The sequence below is a fragment of the Streptomyces sp. NPDC056734 genome (genome assembly GCF_042790455.1).
Lineage (GTDB): Bacteria > Actinomycetota > Actinomycetes > Streptomycetales > Streptomycetaceae > Streptomyces.
In genome coordinates this window covers 416,081-434,637 of record NZ_JBHTZD010000001.1, presented here as the reverse complement: position 1 = coordinate 434,637, position 18,557 = coordinate 416,081, and the positions used below count along the sequence as shown (strand labels likewise).

Genomic DNA, 18,557 nt, shown 5'->3' with positions numbered 1-18,557 from the left:
CCAGCCTTCCCATGAAAGGTGATCTCTTCATGACCACAGCCCGTCGCCTCCGCCGCGGACTCCCCGTGGCGGCCGTCGTGACCATGACCCTGATGTGTACGACCGTCCCCGCCCAGGCCAAGAGCGACTTCAGCGTCAAGCCGTTCATGGGCTGGAGCAGTTGGAGCGTGCAGTCCTCCACCCACCCGGACTACGGGACGGAATGGCTCACCGAGGAACACATCAAGCAGACCGCCGACGCCATGGCGGCGAAGCTGAAGCGCTCCGGCTACACCAACATCAACCTGGACGCCGGCTGGAACGCCAGCTGGGACTGGCAGTTCCGCTTCGACGCCAACGGGATTCCCGAGGCCGACCCCGCGCGCTTCCCGAACGGCATCGCGAGCCTGGCCGACTACATCCACGACAAGGGGCTGAAGATGGGCCTCTACGGGGCCGCCGGACTGCCCCGGACGGTGTACGACCAGAACGCACCCATCCTCGGCACCAACTGCACGACCCAGGACATCACGGTGCAGCCGCTGACGCCGACGAACATGTGGGGCGGTGACTGGAAGATCGACTACACCGAGCCCTGCGCCCAGGCGTACATCGACTCCATCGCCGACCGGTTCGCCTCCTGGGGAGTCGACTTCGTCAAGATCGACGGCGTCACGACCGACAACGTCGTCGACATCGAGGCGTGGTCGAAGGCGATCGACCAGAGCGGCCGCAGGATGTGGCTGACCGCCAGCGCCTGGCCCATCCCCCGCGAGGCGGGCGAGGGCCTGCGCCCGTGGGCGAACAGCGTCCGCGTCGACACCGATGTCGAGTGCTACTGCGACACCGTCGCCACCTGGCAGGCATCGGTCGACAACCGGTGGGAGGACCTGCCGAAGTGGCTCGACGTCGTGGAGCCGAACTACTGGCCGGACCTCGACTCCATGCCGGTCTCCAACAACACCGGCGACGGAATCCAGGACGGCATCAACGACACCGAACGCCAGAGTGTCATGACGTTCTGGTCCATGGCCTCGTCCCCACTGTACGTCGGCGGTGACCTCTCCAAGCTCGATGCCAAGGCCACCTCGATCCTCACCAACCGGGAAGTCATCGCCGTCAACCAGGCAGGGGTGCTCCCGACCCAGGTCACCGACGGAACACTCCAGGTGTGGACGAAGCGCCTGCCCGACGGCAGGCTCGCCGTCGGCGTGTACAACCTCGGCGACACTCCCGCCGACATCACGGTGACCTGGGACCAGCTCGGCATCGACGGCAAGCAGGAGGTCCGCGACCTGGTGAACCGCAAGGACATCGGCAAGGCCAGGAACTCCTGGACCGCGAAGGCGGTTCCCTCTCACGGATCCCGGCTGATCACCCTGTCGCGGGGGTGACATCCACCGGCTGGGCCGGGTGACGGGACGTCCCGTCACCCGGCCGGCGCCTTCGGGCGGAGCGGTGAGCCGACGTCCTTCACCCGATGTGACGCCCCCGTCCGTCCACCCGGTCACGCCTCACCGTGGTGTCGCCGTCCGGTCTCCGTGTCCATGGCTCGCACGCGGTTGACGAAGTGCTCCGGATGCACCAGGTGCGGGTAGTGGCCGCAGCCCTGCCACGCCTCGACGGTGATGTACGGCTGCGCCTTGGCCAGCCAGGCCCGGTACTGCGGGCCTGGCTCCCAGCCGTGCAGCGCGAGGTAGGGCGCGCGGATGGCGCCGAGCAGCCCGTCGGCCAGTTCGGTGAGTTCGGCCGGTGTCGCCCGCTGGAGACCTTCGCTCCAGATCTCCAGGACAAGGTCGCGATCGTAGTGCCGGAGGCCGCTGAGGCGGGCGGACGCGGTGGCGGGGAGCGCGCCCGCTTCCAGCTTCGCGAACATCGCGTCGAGTGCGTCGGGAAATTTTGCCGTCCGCAGCCTCGGCACCAGGTCCAGCACCATCCGCTGCATTTCGACGAAGTCGAGGGACTGGTCCACGTTCACCACCGCGCGTACCGGATGCATGGTGGCGTACACGGTGGCGACCAGCCCGCCGAGGGAGTGTCCGACGATCAGCGGTGGCTCGTCGGGGGCCAGGGCGTCCAGGGTCGCGTGGACGTCCTCGGCGAGGGTCAGCATGTCGTAGGGCGTCTGCGCCGGGGAGCGTCCGTGACCGCGCAGGTCGAGGGCGACGACCCGGTGCGTGGTGGCCAGGCGCCCGATGACCGGGTCCCAGGCGGTGCTGTTCTCCAGGAGTCCGTGCAGCAGCACGGTCAGTGGGCCTTGGCCGGCGTCATGGTGGTGGAGCACCTGCGTTCCCTTCCTGAGCGGATGTGTCGCACGGGTCGAACAGCGAGTCGCGGATGCCGTACCCGGGCTGTTCTCCCTGCCACCGGGAACAGTGGCCGACAGGGTCCGGCGGTCGCCGACACGTGTTCACCGTGCACGATCCCGCAATGTACCATTGGAACATTCACTGTGTACCATTGGAACATTCGAATCTCCGTGTGGGCGAAGGAGCGACTCCCTTGACAGACACCGTATGGACCGGTCTCGACCAACTGGTCGCCGAACTCACGCCGTTCTACCGGGACTTGCACGAACATCCGGAGCTGTCGCTGCAAGAACACCGCACCGCGCGGCGCGTGGCCGATGCCCTTCGGCCCCTCGGCTTCGAGGTGACCGAGCGGGTCGGCGGGACGGGGGTCGTGGGCGTGCTGCGCAACGGGGACGGCCCGGTGGTGCTGGTGCGCGCCGACCTCGACGCGCTTCCCGTCGAGGAGGACACCGGCCTGCCCTACGCGAGCACCGCCCGGGCCACGGACGCCGACGGACGCGAGGTGCCGGTGATGCACGCGTGCGGTCACGACATGCACACCACCTGTCTGCTCGGGGCCGCGACCCTGCTGGCCCGCGCCCGCGGCAGTTGGTCCGGGACGCTCTTCGTGGTCTTCCAGCCGGCCGAGGAACTCGGCCGCGGAGCACGGGACATGGTCGACGACGGGCTGTTCCGTCGGTTCCCCACGCCGGACATCGTGCTCGGCCAGCACGTGGGCCCGCTGCCCGCGGGCATGATCGGCCACGCGGCGGGGCCGATCATGGCCGCCTCGGACTCCGCGAACGTCGTCCTGCACGGCCGCGGCGGCCATGGATCCCGCCCGGAGGCAACCGTCGACCCGGTCCTGATGGCGGCGCATGTCGTCACCCGGCTCCAGGGCATCGTCGCGCGGGAGGTCCCGCCCGCCGAGACCGCCGTCGTCACCGTGGGACGGCTCCAGGCCGGGACCAAGGACAACATCATCCCCGACACCGCCGAGCTGGGCATCAACGTCCGCACCTACTCCGCCCAGACCCGCGCCCTGGTCCACAGGGCGATCGAGCGCATCGTCAGCAGCGAGGCCACCGCCGGCGCCGCGCCCCGCCCACCCGAAGTGGAATGGACCGTCACCGTGCCTGTGCTGGTCAGTGACCCCCGTTCCACCGCGACCACCGTGGCGGCGTTCGCCGAACACTTCGGTGAGCAGCGGCTGCTTCCCCTGCCACCCCTGACCGCGGGCGAGGACATCGGCATCCTGGGCGAAGCGGCCGGCGCTCCCACGGTGTTCTGGTTCTGGGGAGGGCTGGACACCGACACCGTCACCGCCGCGTTCCGTGACGGCCGGATGGACCAGCTGCCGACCAACCACTCACCGCACTTCGCCCCGGTCCTCGACCCCACCTTGACCACCGGCGTCCAAAGCCTGGTCGTCGCCGCCCTCGCCTGGCTGGGAAAGCCCGCGGGAGCCGTCGTCTAGACTGGGCCGCCAGGACGGTCAGAGAGAGACATGAGCGACGAGACGCCCCGCGCGAAACTGCTCCGCAAGGGCCGGCAGCTCCTCGCCGAGCGGGAAGGCCGGCTCAGCGACCTGACGCTGCGCAAGCTCGCCGAGCACCTCGGCACCAGCCACCGTATGCTCATCCACCACTTCGGCTCCCGAGACGGTTTCCTCGCCGCCCTCCTCAGCGATCTGCGCCGGCAGGAGCAGACGACCCTGCGCGCCGTCGCCGCACAGGGCAGCTACGAGGACGCCATGCGGCTGCTCGAATGCCTCTATCTCGACCCCGCCCAGGGCCCGAGGATCTCCGCCTTCTTCTACGTCCTCGGCCTCGCCGTCCAGGATCCCGAGTCCTACCGCGAGTTTCTCGACTCCCTGGAGGACTGGACCGAGCTGTTCACCACCCTCGGGGAGCGCGACGGCCTCCCTCCCGAGGCCGCACGAGCCCGCGCCCAGGCCCTCGTCTGGACCGTGCGCGGTCTCTTCGTCCAGGGCATCACCACCGGCAGGCGCGACGAAGCGTTCGAAGAACTCCGCAACGTCATCCGCCACCTGGGCTACTAGGGCGTGTCTGACCATTCCCGTCGTCGCCCGGAGGGCGGCGCCGCGGGGTCAGGTGCGTGCTCTCGGCGTGCCGGGCACGAGTCCTCGTGCTGGTTGTACGTGGGCTCGTGCCCGGTGTGGCGAGAGTGCGTGCATGGCGTCGCGGGGCAGACGGGAATTGTCAGACCCGCCCTAGCCACCGGCCCGCACTGCTCCGGAGTGGCGGTCGCGGCACAGATGAGCCGGGTGCGCGCGAGCGGTCAGTCCGAGCGGCCGGGCCGGGTCCACAGCGATCGAGGGTGCGGGCGTTGTCACTTGTGCCGCCTTCCGGGCAGTGTGCCGTGCAGGAGGTGACCGGCGTCGGCGTACGTCGTTGCGACGGCGCAGGTGCTGGGCTTCGGCTCTGGCGTCACCTGCTGTCGAACTCCGTTGCCGTCACAGCACCGCTCCGATCCGCCACGGGACGATCTCCTCGGAGCCGAACCCGAGCAGCTCGGACTTGCTCGGTTCGCCCGACGCCAGGTCCACCAGTTGCTCGAACAGGGTGATGCCCGCGGCGATCTGTTCCTCGCGCCCGAACGCCGCCCCGGCGTCGAAGTCCATGTCGCCGGTCATGTGCCGGTACAGCCGGCTGTTCGTGGCGATCTTGAAGCAGGGGGCCGGACGGGATCCGAACACCGAACCGCGGCCGGTGGTGAAGGCCAGCAGGTTCGCCCCGCCGGCCACCATGCCGGTCGCCGACACCGGGTCGTAGCCGGGGGTGTCCATATAGGTCAGCCCCGGGGACTCGACACGCTGGGCGTAGTCGACGACGGCCCGCAGCGGGCTGCTGCCGCTCTTGAGGACCGCGCCCAGCGACTTCTCCCAGATGGTCGTGATGCCTCCGTCGCGGTTGCCACGCGAGGGATTGTTGTCCAGCTCGGCGCCGTTGGCACGGACGTACTCCTTCCACCACTGAAGGATCTCGTCGAGCCGATCCGCCAGCCCCGCCTCGGCGGCCCGCGCCGCGAGCAGATGCTCGGCCCCGAAGATCTCCGGGGTCTCTCCGAGGATCGCCCGGCCGCCCGCCGCGACCAGCAGGTCGGCGGCCACACCCAGGACGGGGTTGGCGGTCAGGCCCGAATAGGCGTCGCTGCCGCCGCATTGCAGGCCGAGGGTGAGCCCGGACAACGGCAGCGGCTCCCGGTGGAGCCCGGCGACTCCTTCCGCGATCACGGCGACCCGGCGCAGCGCCTCCTTCACCGTCGCCGCGGACCCGCCCAGCTCCTGGATGGTCAACTGCTCGACCGGCCGGTTGAGATCCTCCAGGAAGTGCTCGGGCTGGTTGACCTCACAGCCCAGGCTGACGGACACGACCCCGACCAGGTTGGGATGGGTGGCGTAGCCGTGCAGGGTACGGCGCAGGATCTCATCGCCCCGGGTGCCCTCCGCCAGACCGCAGCCCAGGTCATGGCTCAGGGCGATCACCCCGTCCAGGCCGGGGGTCCCGGCGTGCGCGGTTCGGGCGGCCTCGGCGACCATGCGGGACACCGTGGCCGCGCAGTTCACCGACGGCAGGATGCCGATGTAGTTGCGGGTTGCCACCGCGCCGCCGGGCCGCTGGTAGCCGAGGAAATGGTCGCGGGTCGGAGCCGCCGGTGGCGTCCACGCGGCGGCGGCCCGCCGGGCATCGCCGCGATTGGGTGAGGCCGCGCCCCTGACCGCGACGTTATGGGTATGGACATGATGCCCGGGGGCGATCGGGGCCGTCGCGTACCCGATCACGGCGCCGTACTTCACGATCGGGCCGTCCGCCGGGATGCCGGTCAGGGCGACCTTGTGGCCGGCCGGAATGTCCTGGGCGATCGGGATCCGAGCCGGACCGGCCGCACAGATTGCCCCCGCACGTAGATCGCTCAACGTCAGCCCGACATTGTCGGCGCTGCGGTCGGCCACCAGCAGCCGGGGCCGCCCGGAGGCCGGTGGGCGGCCGGTCGTCGTCTCGTTCACCCGAACTCCTTCGCGTTGACATGCGGAGTCCGATGCCGAAACCGACGCCCACCGCAGTCACCCCGCAAACGCTAGGCCGGGGGTGTCACCGTCGTGAAGCGCGCATAGCGGATGCGGAACATCCGTGACGCGACGGAAGTGGGCGTGTGCCCGCGCAATCGACCCCGGCCTCCCGGACGCACACCTCCCTGCGCGAGTTCGACTCCCCGCGCCGCTCCCGTGCCAAGCGGACCGCACCTGGCCCGAACACGACTGACACCGGTGCCGTACGGCGCTGATAGTCTCCCGTCCGTGTTCCGCAGGCGGCGCGCTCGGCCGAGCGCGCGGTGGGCGGACACGGACCCCAGAGGTTCCTTCACTTCATGTCTGACGAGAATCGACTCAAGGAATCACGCGAGTTCCAGCGGGGAGTCATCAACGAGTTCCGCGCCAATCAGGGCAAAGTCGGGGGGATGTTCGAGGGTTCCACCCTCTGCCTTCTCACCACGACGGGAGCACGCAGCGGTCAGCCCCGCACCCAGCCTCTCGGCCTGATGCATGTCGACGGGCAGGACTTGGTGGTCGCCTCGGCGGCCGGCGCTCCGGCTAATCCAGCCTGGTACCACAACATCCGCAAGAACCCGATCGTGACGGTCGAGACCGGCATCCGCACCTACCGGGCGATCGCCTCGATCCCCCCGCGTGAGGAGCGCGATCAGCTCTTCACGCGGATCACCGAACAGGAACCGGGATACGGCGAGTACCAGAGGAACACCGATCGCGTCATTCCGGTCGTCGCACTGCACCCGGTCGATCTTCCTCCTGACCGGGTCAAGCATCTCGGTGACGAACTGATCGAGCTGCACGACTGGCTGCGCGGCGAACTGACGGATCTGCGCAAGCGGATCGACGGAGTCGTCGACGGCAGGACCGGGAACATCGCGGCGAAGGGCGAGGGCAGCAACCCACTGGCCGAACTGCGGTCGCACTGCCTCGATTTCTGCCACGCGCTACGCGTCCACCACACCGGCGAGGACATCGGTGCCTTCCCGGTACTCCGCGAGCGGTTCCCGGCGCTGGAGCCGGTACTCACCAAGTTCGCCGAGGAGCACAAGGCCGTGGCCGAACTACAGAACCGGATCAAGGAACTGGTCGAGGCATTCGCACCCGGCCAGGACGACCCGGTGCTGCTGCGCGCGGACGTGGAGCACCTCGCGAGCCGACTGGAAGCCCACTTCGCCGAGGAGGAACGTCACCTCGTCACCGCGCTGAACGCGATGGGGCCGGCACCGGTTCGCGAGTAGGTGGCGGGGGGGCACGGGCGTAGCACCGCCTGTGCCCCCCGGCTGTTCAAGTCGGGGTGGGTCGACTGTGTGCCAACTCCGCTGTCATGGCGTCGAGATGTGCCCAAGGGACGTCGCAGAAGCCTGGGATGGGATAAGGCCGGACGGGCCGAGTTCCTGACCACGCTCGAAGAACCCGCGCAGCCGTTGTCCCGTCAGGGCCGTAGAAGGCAGCCTCTCGCATCATTGCAGGTCAGCACTGCCCACGAGTGCTCCCCAGCGCCCCGGCGGGCGCATCATGAAGACCTCGATCGGGTCGTACTCACCCGACCCGCCATAACCGACGACCCAGGCTCGTACCACTAGGGCAACAGGGCCTCCGGGAACCGCTCGGAGTGGGTTCGCGCCCCCGAGCCACCAGGAGGCCCTGCCTTCATGCGCGTACAGCGGGAAGCCTGTTCGGCCCCGCACGGGACATGAGCGTGAGGTACGGCTACTTACGCCGAGCCGCTTCCTGGTTGGGGCGATTCGCCCGCGCGGCGCAGGAGGCGGCGTGCTGCCTGCCCGTTGGCCGGGTCGAGCATCCGTCCGCGGTCGGTCGTGACACCGACACCCGAACGTGCGGCTTCATCCAGAGCGGCGACCACACGGTGAGCATCCGCGATCTCCGCAGCGCTCGGCATGAAGACCCCGTTGATCGTGTCGAGCTGCTTGGGGTGGATGGCGACCTTCCCGTCAAAGCCCAAGGTGCGGGAGATGTCGCACTCGCTCTTCCAGACACTCGGGTCCTGGAGATTCATCGACGGTCCGTCGATGGCGGGCAGACCTCCGGCTGCTCGGACGTCGCAGACGAAGCGGCTCTTCGGATAGTGAAATGCCAAGCCGTCCGGGGTCCAACGGCCGCCCAGGTCGGCCATGAAGTCGCCGGCCTCCGCACCTGCGAAGGACATGGCCACCACGCTTGGCGCGGCACAGGCGATGGCGTCGACGTATCGCAGTGCCGAGCAGTCCTCGATCACCGGGACGATCCCGATCGTCCCGGGGGTCAGCCCCTGCCTGAGTTCGGCGGCGCGCAGCTGTTCGGCGAGTTTCTCGATGTCGTCAGGACCGGCCACCTTCGGCACGATCACGGCGTCCAGCCATGGACCGATCACCGTGGCCAGGTCCCTGGCGATCTCGGTGGTGCCCACGGGGTTGACCCTGATGAGGTGCGTCACCTCCGGATCGTCGGACGCGGCCAGCGCCTGGGCGGCGGATCGTCGGGCCTTCTCCCGCTGCGACGGGTGCACCGCGTCCTCAAGGTCGACGATGACCCCTCCCGGGTGCGCGGCGATGGCCTTGGCGATCCGGTCGGGGCGGTCTCCGGGACAGATCAGCAGGCTGCGCCAGTGTCCGCGCCTCATGAGGCGAAGCCATCGGCAGGTCGGTCCGCTTCACCGGAACGGGCACTCGCCGCGGCGAGTGGGAGGCCGGGTGTCGCTGGGACGTCGGCCTGATCCAGCCATATCGGGGGTGCGCTCGCTGTCCGCATGATCCTCATCTCCTTGGTCATCCGACATCTCCCTGGTCACGCCACACGCCACACGCCGGACGCCACACGCCGACCGCCCAGTCCGCCCAGGGCGCGACAGACCCACGCGGTCGTCGCTCGTTACGGCAGAGGCAGAGGCAGAGGTATGTGCTCGGCAGCCCGCCAGGATCGGGCCTGCGTCAGTCTTCGCGCATGCCGAGTGGCGACGGCGTCACGTCGCGGGCCCCTCCCCCGCCACCCTGCTGGCATTCGACAGCACAAGCTGCCGGCCGCGCACGAGGAAGGCGTGGATGGCCGAGTCCGCCGCCGCCGCATCCCGCCTGGCAACGGCGTCCACGATGGCGAGGCGCTCGTCGATCAGCTTGCGGGCGACCTTGCCCCACATCTCGCTGCTGATGAGGGCCGCCTCCCGCGCGAGAGCGATGTGTTTCTGGATCAAGAAGTGCGACATCGCGATGAGAAGGCTGTTGTGAGAGATCTGCACGAGTGCACTCATGAACCGTTCGATGGCGGCGGCGTGCTCGGTCTCCGAGTGCGTGGGGGCGCGGAAACTCTCAGCCGCCTCTCGCAGTTCGAGGATCTCGTCGTCCGTCGCTCGCTCCACACCGAGACTGACCGCCTTCCCGTACACAAGATCGGAAAGGTCCAGCACGCTTTCGAGGTCGACCTTCTCCAGCTCGACCACCGCCTGCAACGCCTGGGCCAGCACCGAATCCGAGTCGGCGGTCACATAGGTCCCCGAGCCATGCCGGGCTTCAACCAGCTTCAGCGCACTGAGCGCCCGGATCGCCTCGCTGATGGTCGGCGCGCTCACACCGTAATACACGGCGAGGTCCTTCTCGGAGGGGAGCTTCACCCCTCGCTCAAGCGCACCCGAGTAGATCTTTGAACGCAAGTGGTCGGTGACCTGATCGGCAGCACGTGGCCTCGCCCGCCTGAAGCCCTCGGATTCGAAGGCCGACGAGGTGTTCGTGGTCATCCCGGCTGCTCCCTCTGAGGTGACCGGGCCGACCCTCAGCCGACTGACTCCAGCCCCCGGAACCACACCGTAACATTGCCCAGCTCTCCAAGTCTATTGCTCTCTTGGGTGCTGGGAGCTACGGTCTGGCCCATCGGAAGGTGTCCGGGTCGCTCCCGCGGCGTCCGATGAACGGCCCCGAAGACGTCGGCCAGGCAGGAGGCGGCGTCTTCCGAGCAAGAAACAAGGAGCGCACGATGCCCACTCCGACCAGGCCGAACGCCGAGGGCGAGCCCTCGGCGGAACCCCTTGATCCACACCCACGCGAAACGGCCTCGCTCCCGCTGGCGGGTATCCGGGTGCTCGAACTCGGCACATTCGTCACGGGCCCGTACGCCGCAGCGATGCTCGGCGACATGGGTGCCGACGTCATCAAGGTCGAGCCACCAGCGGGTGACCCCATGCGCGGGTGGAGCGAGGACGCGTACAGCCCGTACTTCCAGGCGTACAACAAGAGCAAGCGATCCATCGCCCTCGATCTGCGCACCCCGCGCGACCTGGAGGTGATGCATGCGCTGATCGCCAGGAGCGACGTGCTGATCCACAACTATCGGCCCGGCGTCGCCGATCGACTGGGCGTCGGTGCCGAGCAGGCGAGGAAACTCAATCCCCGGCTCGTCTACTGCCAGATCAGCGGGTTCGGCGAGTCAGGGCCGTATGCGAAGCGGCCGAGCTACAACCAGGTCGTCCAGTCCATCAGCGGCCTGGACAGTCTCATCGTCGACGAGGCCCTCCCCGCGCCGGTGGGCCCGAACTTCGGCGACACGATGACCGGCATCTACGCTTCGCACGCGCTTCTCGCCGCGCTCCTGAGGCGCGAGCGAACCGGCGAGGGCGCCGTCGTGGAGGTGACGATGCTCGGCTCGATGCTCTCCTTCCTCGGCGCCGACGTGCAGGACTACCTGGTGAGCGGGATCGCCCCCCGGTCAGGGTCACGACCGGCCTTCTCCCAGTCCTATATGGCCGAGGCGGGGGACGGACTGCCGTTGACCGTCCATCTGTCCTCGCCGGAGAAGTTCTGGAGGGGACTGCTCGCGGCGATCGAGCGTCCCGAGCTGGCCGACGACCCGCGCTTTCGCACCTGGGCCGACCGCAAGGAGCACTACGCGGAGTTGCGGGACGAACTACAGGCGGCCTTCGTCCGGCATCCCCGGGCGGAGTGGCTGCACCGCCTGGAGCAGCACGACGTACCGTCCGCGCCGGTGAACGACATCGCCGAAGTGCTGGCCGACCCGCAGGTGGCCCATCTCCAGGCGGTCGTGGAGCTGTCCGGCGACCGCGGAACGCGGACGGTCATCGCGTCGCCCTCGCGCATCGACGAGGTGTCCATGCTGGGCACGCCGGCGCCCCGTCTCGCCGAGCACGACGAGGCGATCCGGGCGGAACTGGGCCTCGACGCGGCGGGACCACCCAAATCGTCATGAGCGCGTCCCTCGGATGCCACCCGCTCGCACGCTCTCCGTGCCCCGCTTCGGACTGTCACGGCCATCCGCCGCAGGTGGCCGGCCGATAGAGCCGGTCGCGCCACCGGAACCGGGCGCGGCACCACTGGCTCAACGGCGTCTCCGCACAGTTCGTGAACCTGACACAGGTCGGGGCACGACAAAGAAGAAACGGACCAGGATAAGCATGGCGAAGCTCCATCGCTACGTGATCGGCCAGGACCCGGACGGTGTGTCCAAGGTCGTCGACACTCAGATCTCCAACGCTCAGCATCGCGAGGGCTACTACTGGCGGTCCACACTCTGGATCACGCAGTCATATCCGCCCAGCACCGACGCGGATGACCTGTCTGCCGAGGTCACGGCACGTGAGCCCGGACCGTCCGGGGTGATATTCCGCGCGCTCGAAATCGCGCCGGATGACCCCGACCCGGCCCGTCACCGGTCGGTCATGGCGGAGATCCACAACGCCTTCGACCAGTCCCATATGCCGAGCGAGGCCGATCTCAAGCTTCATCCGGGTATGCACCGCACCGCGACAGTCGATTTCGTGACCTGTGTGTCAGGATCGGTGTTCCTCGTGACCGACACCGATGAGGTGCTGATGACTCCGGGGGACACCGCCATCATCCGCGGCAACAATCACGCCTGGAGCAACCGGTCCGACACACCGTGCATGCTCACGGTCGTACTCGTGAACGCGGCGGACCACTGAGCGCGAGCACCTCCGAGAAGTGGTGGCCAGCAGCGAACCATGCCGTCGCCGTTGACGGCAGGAAACCGGAAACCCACGATGACCACAATCACTGAGCGACCCGTCGACCATGCGCTCGCCATTCTCCGCAAGCGTGCCGAGGTCGGCCTGAATCCCTTCTTCTCCGTCTCCGCGGCGGAGGAGAGCGTGGCGGCCATCGATCAGCTCCGCTCACCCGCCTCCGACGAATGGGCCGGGGCATTTCTCCACCTGGCGTCGGACTGGGCGACGCGGGCGCGGGAGGCCGGCCCCGGTTCCGAGGGCGCGGCATCGGCGTGGATGATGGCCTATGACTACGCTCACATCGCCCGCTACCCCTGCATCGACACCGCACTCAAAGGTGACGCATACGATCGCAGCGTCGAGTACTTTCGGCGGGCACATGCCGACAGAGATGACATCGAGTTCGTGGCAGTCACCTCGGCACTCGGTCCGCTCCCCTGTGTGCTGGCGCTCCCCGAAGGTGCCGGCCCGTTCCCCCTCCTGGTCGCTGTCGGCGGCCTCGATGTGTGGAAGGAGGAGCTGGTCACCGTCGTCGTGGGTCCCTACATCGCAGCGGGGTTCGCGGTGCTGGCTGTCGACGCGCCGGGAACAGGGCAGTCTCCCGTCCGGATGACGCCGGCCGCCGACGCCATGTGGGACGCGATCCTCGACTGGGCCGGCACCCGGCCGGACCTCACCGGCTTCCGGTCGATCCTCGGTACGAGCCTGGGCGGCTACTGGGCCGCCCGGGCCGGCCACACCCACGCGCAGCGTTTCCACGCGGCGATCAACCACGGCGGCCCGGCGCACTACAGCTTCCAGGCCGAGTGGCTTGACCGCTGGGTGGACCGCGGAGAGTATCCATGTGCGTTCACCCGTGCCCTGGCGACCGTCATGGGCAGCGCGGACGAGCACGAGTTCACGGCGTCACTCCCGGCACTCTCGCTCCTGGACACCAAAATCATCGACAGCCCGAGCGCGCCGATGATCCTGGTCAATGGCGTCCACGACCGCACGATCTCACCCGAGGACATGTATCTCCTGGCGCGCCACGGGCGCCCGAAGTCCATCCGGCTCTACGAAGCGGGCCATATGGGCTTCACCCCGACGACCGTCCCGACCATCGTCGATTGGCTCGTCGATGTGAATTGCCGAAACCGGCATGCGGCCGACGTCAGCAGCTAGACAGCACCACCAGTTCCTGAACGACTGTGTACAAGGAGGTACCCGGTGCGTTGCAACCCACGTTCACTCCCCGCGCTCGGCGCGGCCCTCGTGACTCTCACGCTGATCTCGGCGTGCGGCGGCACGGACAGCTCATCTTCTGGGACGCCCGAATCCAGCGGGCTCCGCGAACTCCGGGTCGGAGTGTCGGCGACCGCGAACTCTCTGTCCGTGTACACGGCGGAGGAGGAAGGCATCTTCGCCGAACACAACATCAAAGTTGACTACGTGACGGTCACCAACGGTGCCGAGGCCATACCGATGCTGGTGAACGACCAGCTCGATGTGACCATCGGAGACGGGTTCGGCACCATTTCGGCAGCCACCAACGGACTGCCGCTCTCGGTCTTCGGAATCTCGACGATCCAGCCGAGTGACGTGACCCTCGATCCTGCGATCATCTTCACCAAGGACAAATCCGTCACGGTGGATGATCTGTCGGGGAAGAAGTTCGCGGTGAGTGCGCTCGACGGCTATCACGAGCTGTCAGCCAAATCCACGATCGACACCCTGGGTGGCGACTCCAGCAAGGTCGAGTACGTGGAACTCGCTCCCGCCTCGATGGCTGACGCCGTCGAGAGCGGCGATGTGGCGGGCGCGTTGATCACGGAGCCCTACTCGACCGCGGCCGAGCAGCGCGGACTGTACCCGCTGGCACCTCAGGCAGTCGGAACGCAGGGGGTGTCCGGAACCCTGTGGGTGGCTACGAAGGACTCCACGACCAACAATGCTGATGTCCTCGCGGATTTCGCGGCCTCGGTCGAGGAAGCGGGGCATCTGGTGAACAAGGACCGGGATCTCGCCCGGACTGTCGCCGCGACCTATATGACCGTGGAACCGGAGGTGATCAATGTCATGCGATTCCCCACCTTCACGGACAGCCTGACCGACTTCTCCAGCCTCAATGTGCTCGTGGATCTTGCACTCAAGTACAAGATGCTCGACAAGGAGCCGGACATCGACTCGCTCACCGTCGATCTGACGGGATGAACCGGTGAGTTCTCTAGTGGTGAACGGCGCCGTGCGCCGTGTCGGAGAACTCCGCTCGGCCGGGGTTCTGCGACGGCTCCTCGCCGTCGCGGCACTCCTGGCCGTCTGGGCCCTGGCCAGCACCGCGATCACGGGCATCGTGTCACCCTGGCGGACCACCCTGGCGCTCGTGACCCTGGTGAAGGGCACGGTGCTGTGGAGCGCTGTCGCACAGACTCTGCTGAGCACGAGCCTGGGACTCGCCATCGCGGTCGCGATCGCGGTTCCCTTGGGAATGCTGGTGGGAGTCAGCAGCTTCGCCCATGCGAGCAGCCGCTTCCTGCTCGACTTCGTGAGTGCCATCCCCGCGGTCTGCTTCCTGCCCCTCGGCCTTCTCATGTTCGGGCCGACACTCCCCATGAAGCTCTTGCTGATCAGTTACGGTGCTTGCTGGCCGTTGCTGAACCGGACCACCGATGCGATCCGTGAGGTGGACCCGCTCCAGCACGACGTGCTGGACGCGTTCGGGATCGGCAGGCGGTTCCGCTGGCTGAAGGTCTATCTGCCGGCGAGCCTTCCCGGGATCCTCGTCGGCGTCCGTGTCGCCCTCACCCTCGCGCTCCTGCTGTCCATCGCCTCGGAGTACGTAGGCGGGGCGGCGGGGCTCGGCGGTGAGCTGATCACGGCGCAGCAGGCCGGCCGCGGGGACGACGTACAGGCTCTGGCGATCGCCACCGCGTTCCTCGGAGTTGCTCTGAACCTGGCGATGCGCACCGTCGAACGTGCGCTGATCAGTTGGCATCCGTCCGTGAGGAGGCGATCCACATGACGCCGATCCTGCGCAAGATCGTCATCTCTCTCTGGCTGCCCGTCGGTCTGCTGGTGCTCTGGTGGCTGCTCTCGGCGAACAGTACGAGTCTCTACTTCCCGTCGCTCGCCAACATCATGTCGACCGTCCGTGAACTGTGGATCTTCGACAACACGGTGACCGACCTGCTGCCGAGTCTGCGCAACATGCTGATCGGGTATGTGATCGCGGTCGTGGCGGGTGTGCTGGCAGGGCTGCTCATCGGCAGCCTCCGCCGCCTGTGCGATGCGCTCGACCCCATCCTCGAGTTCGCGCGGGCCATGCCGGCAGTTGCCGTCCTGCCTGTGGCGATCCTTCTGCTGGGGCTCGACGAGAGCATGCGGATCACCGTGATCGCGTTCGGAGCCGTATGGCCCGTCCTGATCAATACGGTCGCCGCGGTCCAGGGTATCGACCCCAGTGTTCGCGATCTCGAGGAGGCTTTCCGGCTGTCACAGGTCAGCCGGTTCTTCCGGGTTCGTCTGGGTGTGGCACTCCCGCAGATCATCGCCGGGGCCAGGACCGCGCTCTACATCTCGATCGCGCTCATCGTCGTCAGCGAGATGCAGGGTTCCGCTCATGGGATCGGGCACTTTGTCCTTAGCTCACAGCGGAGCTGGGCCGTGGTCGACATGTGGAGCGGGATGGTGGTGCTCGGGGTGACGGGCTACGTCCTGAGCGTGCTCTTCCGCTCGGCGGAACGGTTCCTGCTCCGCAACTATCCGCCGACCAAGTCCCGGAGGGAGCCGGTATGAGTCACGACGCCGCCACCCCTTTTCTGAAGAAGGCCCGAGGAGCCCGCCCCATGACCGTCGACGAGCGTCCGACGGACGCCCCCGCATCTCACCTGGTCGAGGTCCGCTCCGTGGGCCACGAGTACGCCGTCAAGAAGAACCGGCGACGCGTCCTCGGTGAGGTCTCCTTCACCGTCGGCCCGAGCGAGTTCGTGTGCATCGTCGGGCCGTCCGGGGTGGGGAAGACCACGATCCTCCGGTGTATCGCGGGCCTTCAGATCGCCACGTACGGCGAGGTGCTCATCAAGGGCGAGAAGCTGACGGGTCCCAGCCGGGACATCGGTCTGGTGTTCCAGGACTACAGCCGTTCACTCATGCCCTGGATGACGGTCGAGGACAACGTCGCTCTCCCGCTGCTCGGCCGGATGTCCAGCAGTGAGCGGCGTGCCCGTGTGCAGAGCGCGATCGCCGAGGTGAACCTCGACGGTCACTGCCGGAGCAGGCCATGGCAGCTCTCCGGGGGCATGCAGCAGCGGGTCGCCATCGCCCGTGCTCTCGCCTTCGGTCCCCCGGTGCTGCTGATGGACGAACCCTTCGCGTCGGTCGACGCCCAGACCCGCGGCGAACTCGAAGACCTGACACTGAGGGTGCGCGAAGAAAGCGGTCAGGCAATCATCCTGATCACCCACGACATCGATGAGGCGATCTATCTGGCCGACACGATCGTGGTCCTCGGCGGCTCCCCCGCCTCGGTGGTCGATACGCTACGAGTCCCCTTCGGGCCCGTGCGCGATCGACTCCAGACCCGGGCGCTACCGGAGTTCGCGGAGCTACGCTCCAGGGTCCACACGCTGATCCACGACGCCTCCAAAGCCATGTACGGCCACTCGGGAGAGGCAGCCATGTGACGGCCCCGGCCCGGGTCAACCGGACCTCACGCCGTCGCGGTGGTCCTGGGCATACGGTCGGCCGCCATCGGCCGGCTGTTCCAGGAGGGCAGCACCACCACCTTTGTCACGGGCACCGTCACCTCGCCCTCGTGGCCGTGTTGCTGAAGGAAACGTTCGGTGGCGGTCACCGCCTCTTGAATTCCACCGGTCCCACGTTCATCTCGATGGTGCCGTCCGGGTGGAGGACCAGGGGGCGTTCCGTCTTACGGGCGCTGTACGCCTCGATGTGGTTCGACGCCCTGGCTCCCGACGAGGTCGCCGCGTACGGCCCGGCGTCCATCGACACCGGCAAGTGGCAGCGGTACGAGGTCGGGGGCCTCGCCGACCAGCTGTTCACGGTGGTCGACCTGCTGTCGCGGGGGCGTGACGCGGGCTGGACCTGGGAGTCGTCACTCACCGGGCCCGTCGCAGCGGAATGCGACGGGCCCGGCCTCTTGTGCCCGCACCCGAGGTGGCCCCACGATGGGCGCCCGCCGTCCCACCGGATTTCTTCCGATCCGGCTCCTCCCGGGGGCGGTGCCCCTCTGCTCGTGCCCGGATGATGTGCGCGTCAGGGCCTGGCAGAACTGCTGGGCGGCGCGACCGGCCAGGGACGGGTCAGTGTGCCGAGGGCGTCAGCGGACGTCGACGTAGTCGGCCGGGCTGGTGGCGACGCCGGTCGTGGCGTCGCCGGAGTACACCCAGCGGTAGGAGCCGTCGACCGAGGCGGTGACCGTGGCTTTCAGACCCCCGGTGCTGCTGGCGGTGACCTTCTTGACCGTCTTGAAGGCGTCGGCACCCTTGGCCCGGAACTGGAGGCTGACCGTACGGCCGCTGTAGGCGTCGTACTTCTTCGTGCTCCAGTTCGCCCGGGTCAGCTTGCCCGTGACAGTGATCGGCTTGCCCTTGGTGACCGGCTCCGGCGAGGCGTTGGCGGTCGCCTTGGCCGCACGCCTGAGCTGGGCCGTCGCGGACCGCGTCTCCAGTTCCCCGGTCTTGAGGCCGCCGTCGGCCTTCCACAGCTTCAGCGAGACGCCGACCTTCCAGGTCGTGGCGTCGCTGTTGGAGTCGACGTGCTCCTGGCTCGGGTGCGGGTCGATATAGAGGTTGCCCTCGCAGCTGGCCCGCTTGGAGTCGATCTCGTAGCAGGTGTAGCTGCCCGGCTGGATGAAGTTCGCTCCGGTGTCGGCCGCCGTCTTGATGCTGCCTCGGTACAGGAAGGGGTACGCGTCATAGCGGAAGGGGTTGCCGGTGCTGTACCCGGAAGGCAGCGCGAGGTTGAAACTGATGGGTGGTTCTATCTCCTGCGACGTGCCGACGACGATCGGCTTGCCGTTGTTGATGACGATGCCCGACACGGTGATACCGGTGTCCGCCGCCTGAGCCGTCGGCGCGTTCAGCACCGAGAGCCCCAGCGCCCCCACGAGCGTGGCCACCGCGACGGTTCGTCTGTCTGTCTTCATTCACAACCTCTTCGAGAAGACGCTATTTCCAGAGGCGGCAGCCTATCTGACGAGATGATCGCCTCCGGCGGTGTCCCGGTCGCCAGCAGGGCAGCACATGTC

18 protein-coding genes are annotated in these 18,557 nt (G+C 68.0%); 11 read left to right on the top strand and 7 right to left on the bottom strand.

Going from position 1 to position 18,557, the window contains the following annotated elements:
• Nucleotides 1-29: 29 nt before the first annotated feature.
• The gene (locus tag ACFRFC_RS01685) at nt 30-1,373 is read left to right on the top strand and encodes a glycoside hydrolase family 27 protein (protein WP_382680021.1); all 1,344 of its coding nucleotides are present in this window, start codon (nt 30-32) and stop codon (nt 1,371-1,373) included.
• Between the two features lie 113 nt (nt 1,374-1,486).
• Here the strand turns inward: ACFRFC_RS01685 and ACFRFC_RS01680 are convergent, their stop codons facing one another.
• Nucleotides 1,487-2,263: an alpha/beta fold hydrolase gene (locus ACFRFC_RS01680; RefSeq protein WP_382680019.1), complete on the bottom strand. Its 777-nt coding sequence runs from the start codon at nt 2,261-2,263 to the stop codon at nt 1,487-1,489.
• Nucleotides 2,264-2,481: 218 nt separating this feature from the next.
• On the opposite strand from ACFRFC_RS01680, the gene ACFRFC_RS01675 reads away from it, so the two are divergent.
• On the top strand, nt 2,482-3,747 hold the full coding sequence (locus ACFRFC_RS01675) for an amidohydrolase (RefSeq protein ID WP_382680017.1): 1,266 nt from the start codon (nt 2,482-2,484) through the stop codon (nt 3,745-3,747).
• Nucleotides 3,748-3,777: 30 nt separating this feature from the next.
• Nucleotides 3,778-4,332, top strand: a complete 555-nt coding sequence (locus ACFRFC_RS01670; RefSeq protein ID WP_382680015.1) for a TetR/AcrR family transcriptional regulator — start codon at nt 3,778-3,780, stop codon at nt 4,330-4,332.
• Between the two features lie 414 nt (nt 4,333-4,746).
• Here the strand turns inward: ACFRFC_RS01670 and ACFRFC_RS01665 are convergent, their stop codons facing one another.
• A complete protein-coding gene (locus ACFRFC_RS01665) occupies nt 4,747-6,300 on the bottom strand; it encodes a UxaA family hydrolase (RefSeq protein ID WP_382680014.1) in 1,554 nt (517 codons plus the stop codon).
• A 362-nt stretch (nt 6,301-6,662) separates the two neighbouring features.
• Between ACFRFC_RS01665 and ACFRFC_RS01660 the strand changes: the two genes are divergently transcribed.
• Nucleotides 6,663-7,583: a nitroreductase/quinone reductase family protein gene (locus ACFRFC_RS01660; RefSeq protein WP_382680012.1), complete on the top strand. Its 921-nt coding sequence runs from the start codon at nt 6,663-6,665 to the stop codon at nt 7,581-7,583.
• A 476-nt stretch (nt 7,584-8,059) separates the two neighbouring features.
• Here the strand turns inward: ACFRFC_RS01660 and ACFRFC_RS01655 are convergent, their stop codons facing one another.
• Complete coding sequence (locus ACFRFC_RS01655; RefSeq protein WP_382680010.1) at nt 8,060-8,965, bottom strand: HpcH/HpaI aldolase/citrate lyase family protein; 906 nt, start codon at nt 8,963-8,965, stop codon at nt 8,060-8,062.
• A 339-nt stretch (nt 8,966-9,304) separates the two neighbouring features.
• On the bottom strand, nt 9,305-10,072 hold the full coding sequence (locus ACFRFC_RS01650) for a FadR/GntR family transcriptional regulator (protein ID WP_382680008.1): 768 nt from the start codon (nt 10,070-10,072) through the stop codon (nt 9,305-9,307).
• A 236-nt stretch (nt 10,073-10,308) separates the two neighbouring features.
• Here ACFRFC_RS01650 and ACFRFC_RS01645 point away from each other — a divergent pair, with 236 nt between their 5' ends.
• From ACFRFC_RS01645 to ACFRFC_RS01615, 7 genes are all read left to right on the top strand, one after another.
• Nucleotides 10,309-11,535 carry a CaiB/BaiF CoA transferase family protein gene (locus ACFRFC_RS01645; RefSeq protein ID WP_382680006.1) on the top strand — a complete coding sequence of 409 codons (1,227 nt, stop codon included), beginning with the start codon at nt 10,309-10,311 and terminating at the stop codon, nt 11,533-11,535.
• A gap of 226 nt (nt 11,536-11,761) precedes the next feature.
• Nucleotides 11,762-12,268 (top strand): cupin domain-containing protein, encoded by a 507-nt coding sequence (locus ACFRFC_RS01640; protein ID WP_382680004.1) that lies wholly within the window; start codon nt 11,762-11,764, stop codon nt 12,266-12,268.
• A gap of 39 nt (nt 12,269-12,307) precedes the next feature.
• Complete coding sequence (locus ACFRFC_RS01635) at nt 12,308-13,474, top strand: alpha/beta hydrolase family protein (RefSeq protein WP_382680002.1); 1,167 nt, start codon at nt 12,308-12,310, stop codon at nt 13,472-13,474.
• Between the two features lie 45 nt (nt 13,475-13,519).
• The gene (locus ACFRFC_RS01630; RefSeq protein WP_382680000.1) at nt 13,520-14,503 is read left to right on the top strand and encodes an ABC transporter substrate-binding protein; all 984 of its coding nucleotides are present in this window, start codon (nt 13,520-13,522) and stop codon (nt 14,501-14,503) included.
• A 19-nt stretch (nt 14,504-14,522) separates the two neighbouring features.
• A complete protein-coding gene (locus ACFRFC_RS01625) occupies nt 14,523-15,311 on the top strand; it encodes an ABC transporter permease (protein ID WP_382679998.1) in 789 nt (262 codons plus the stop codon).
• Nucleotides 15,308-16,084, top strand: coding sequence for an ABC transporter permease (locus tag ACFRFC_RS01620; protein WP_382679996.1), 777 nt, complete (start codon nt 15,308-15,310; stop codon nt 16,082-16,084). Before ACFRFC_RS01625 ends, ACFRFC_RS01620 begins: the two co-directional genes overlap by 4 nt.
• Nucleotides 16,081-16,971 (top strand): ABC transporter ATP-binding protein, encoded by an 891-nt coding sequence (locus ACFRFC_RS01615; protein WP_382679994.1) that lies wholly within the window; start codon nt 16,081-16,083, stop codon nt 16,969-16,971. Before ACFRFC_RS01620 ends, ACFRFC_RS01615 begins: the two co-directional genes overlap by 4 nt.
• Before the next feature lie 26 nt (nt 16,972-16,997).
• On the opposite strand, the gene ACFRFC_RS01610 is transcribed toward ACFRFC_RS01615, so the two are convergent.
• The 3 genes from ACFRFC_RS01610 to ACFRFC_RS01600 form a co-directional block, all read right to left on the bottom strand.
• Entirely contained in the window at nt 16,998-17,141 is a 144-nt protein-coding gene (locus tag ACFRFC_RS01610) for a hypothetical protein (protein WP_382679993.1), read from the bottom strand.
• The gene (locus tag ACFRFC_RS01605; RefSeq protein ID WP_382679991.1) at nt 17,138-17,410 is read right to left on the bottom strand and encodes a hypothetical protein; all 273 of its coding nucleotides are present in this window, start codon (nt 17,408-17,410) and stop codon (nt 17,138-17,140) included. Before ACFRFC_RS01605 ends, ACFRFC_RS01610 begins: the two co-directional genes overlap by 4 nt.
• 217 nt (nt 17,411-17,627) lie before the next feature.
• On the bottom strand, nt 17,628-18,455 hold the full coding sequence (locus tag ACFRFC_RS01600) for a hypothetical protein (RefSeq protein ID WP_382679989.1): 828 nt from the start codon (nt 18,453-18,455) through the stop codon (nt 17,628-17,630).
• Nucleotides 18,456-18,557 lie beyond the last annotated feature (102 nt).

Coding starts and splice junctions, on each gene's coding strand:
- ACFRFC_RS01645 (WP_382680006.1), top strand. CDS start 10,309: ATGCCCACTCCGACCAGGCCGAACGCCGAGGGCGAGCCCTCGGCGGAA.
- ACFRFC_RS01620 (WP_382679996.1), top strand. CDS start 15,308: ATGACGCCGATCCTGCGCAAGATCGTCATCTCTCTCTGGCTGCCCGTC.
- ACFRFC_RS01655 (WP_382680010.1), bottom strand. CDS start 8,965: ATGAGGCGCGGACACTGGCGCAGCCTGCTGATCTGTCCCGGAGACCGC.
- ACFRFC_RS01615 (WP_382679994.1), top strand. CDS start 16,081: ATGAGTCACGACGCCGCCACCCCTTTTCTGAAGAAGGCCCGAGGAGCC.
- ACFRFC_RS01600 (WP_382679989.1), bottom strand. CDS start 18,455: ATGAAGACAGACAGACGAACCGTCGCGGTGGCCACGCTCGTGGGGGCG.
- ACFRFC_RS01685 (WP_382680021.1), top strand. CDS start 30: ATGACCACAGCCCGTCGCCTCCGCCGCGGACTCCCCGTGGCGGCCGTC.
- ACFRFC_RS01635 (WP_382680002.1), top strand. CDS start 12,308: ATGCCGTCGCCGTTGACGGCAGGAAACCGGAAACCCACGATGACCACA.
- ACFRFC_RS01650 (WP_382680008.1), bottom strand. CDS start 10,072: ATGACCACGAACACCTCGTCGGCCTTCGAATCCGAGGGCTTCAGGCGG.
- ACFRFC_RS01670 (WP_382680015.1), top strand. CDS start 3,778: ATGAGCGACGAGACGCCCCGCGCGAAACTGCTCCGCAAGGGCCGGCAG.
- ACFRFC_RS01660 (WP_382680012.1), top strand. CDS start 6,663: ATGTCTGACGAGAATCGACTCAAGGAATCACGCGAGTTCCAGCGGGGA.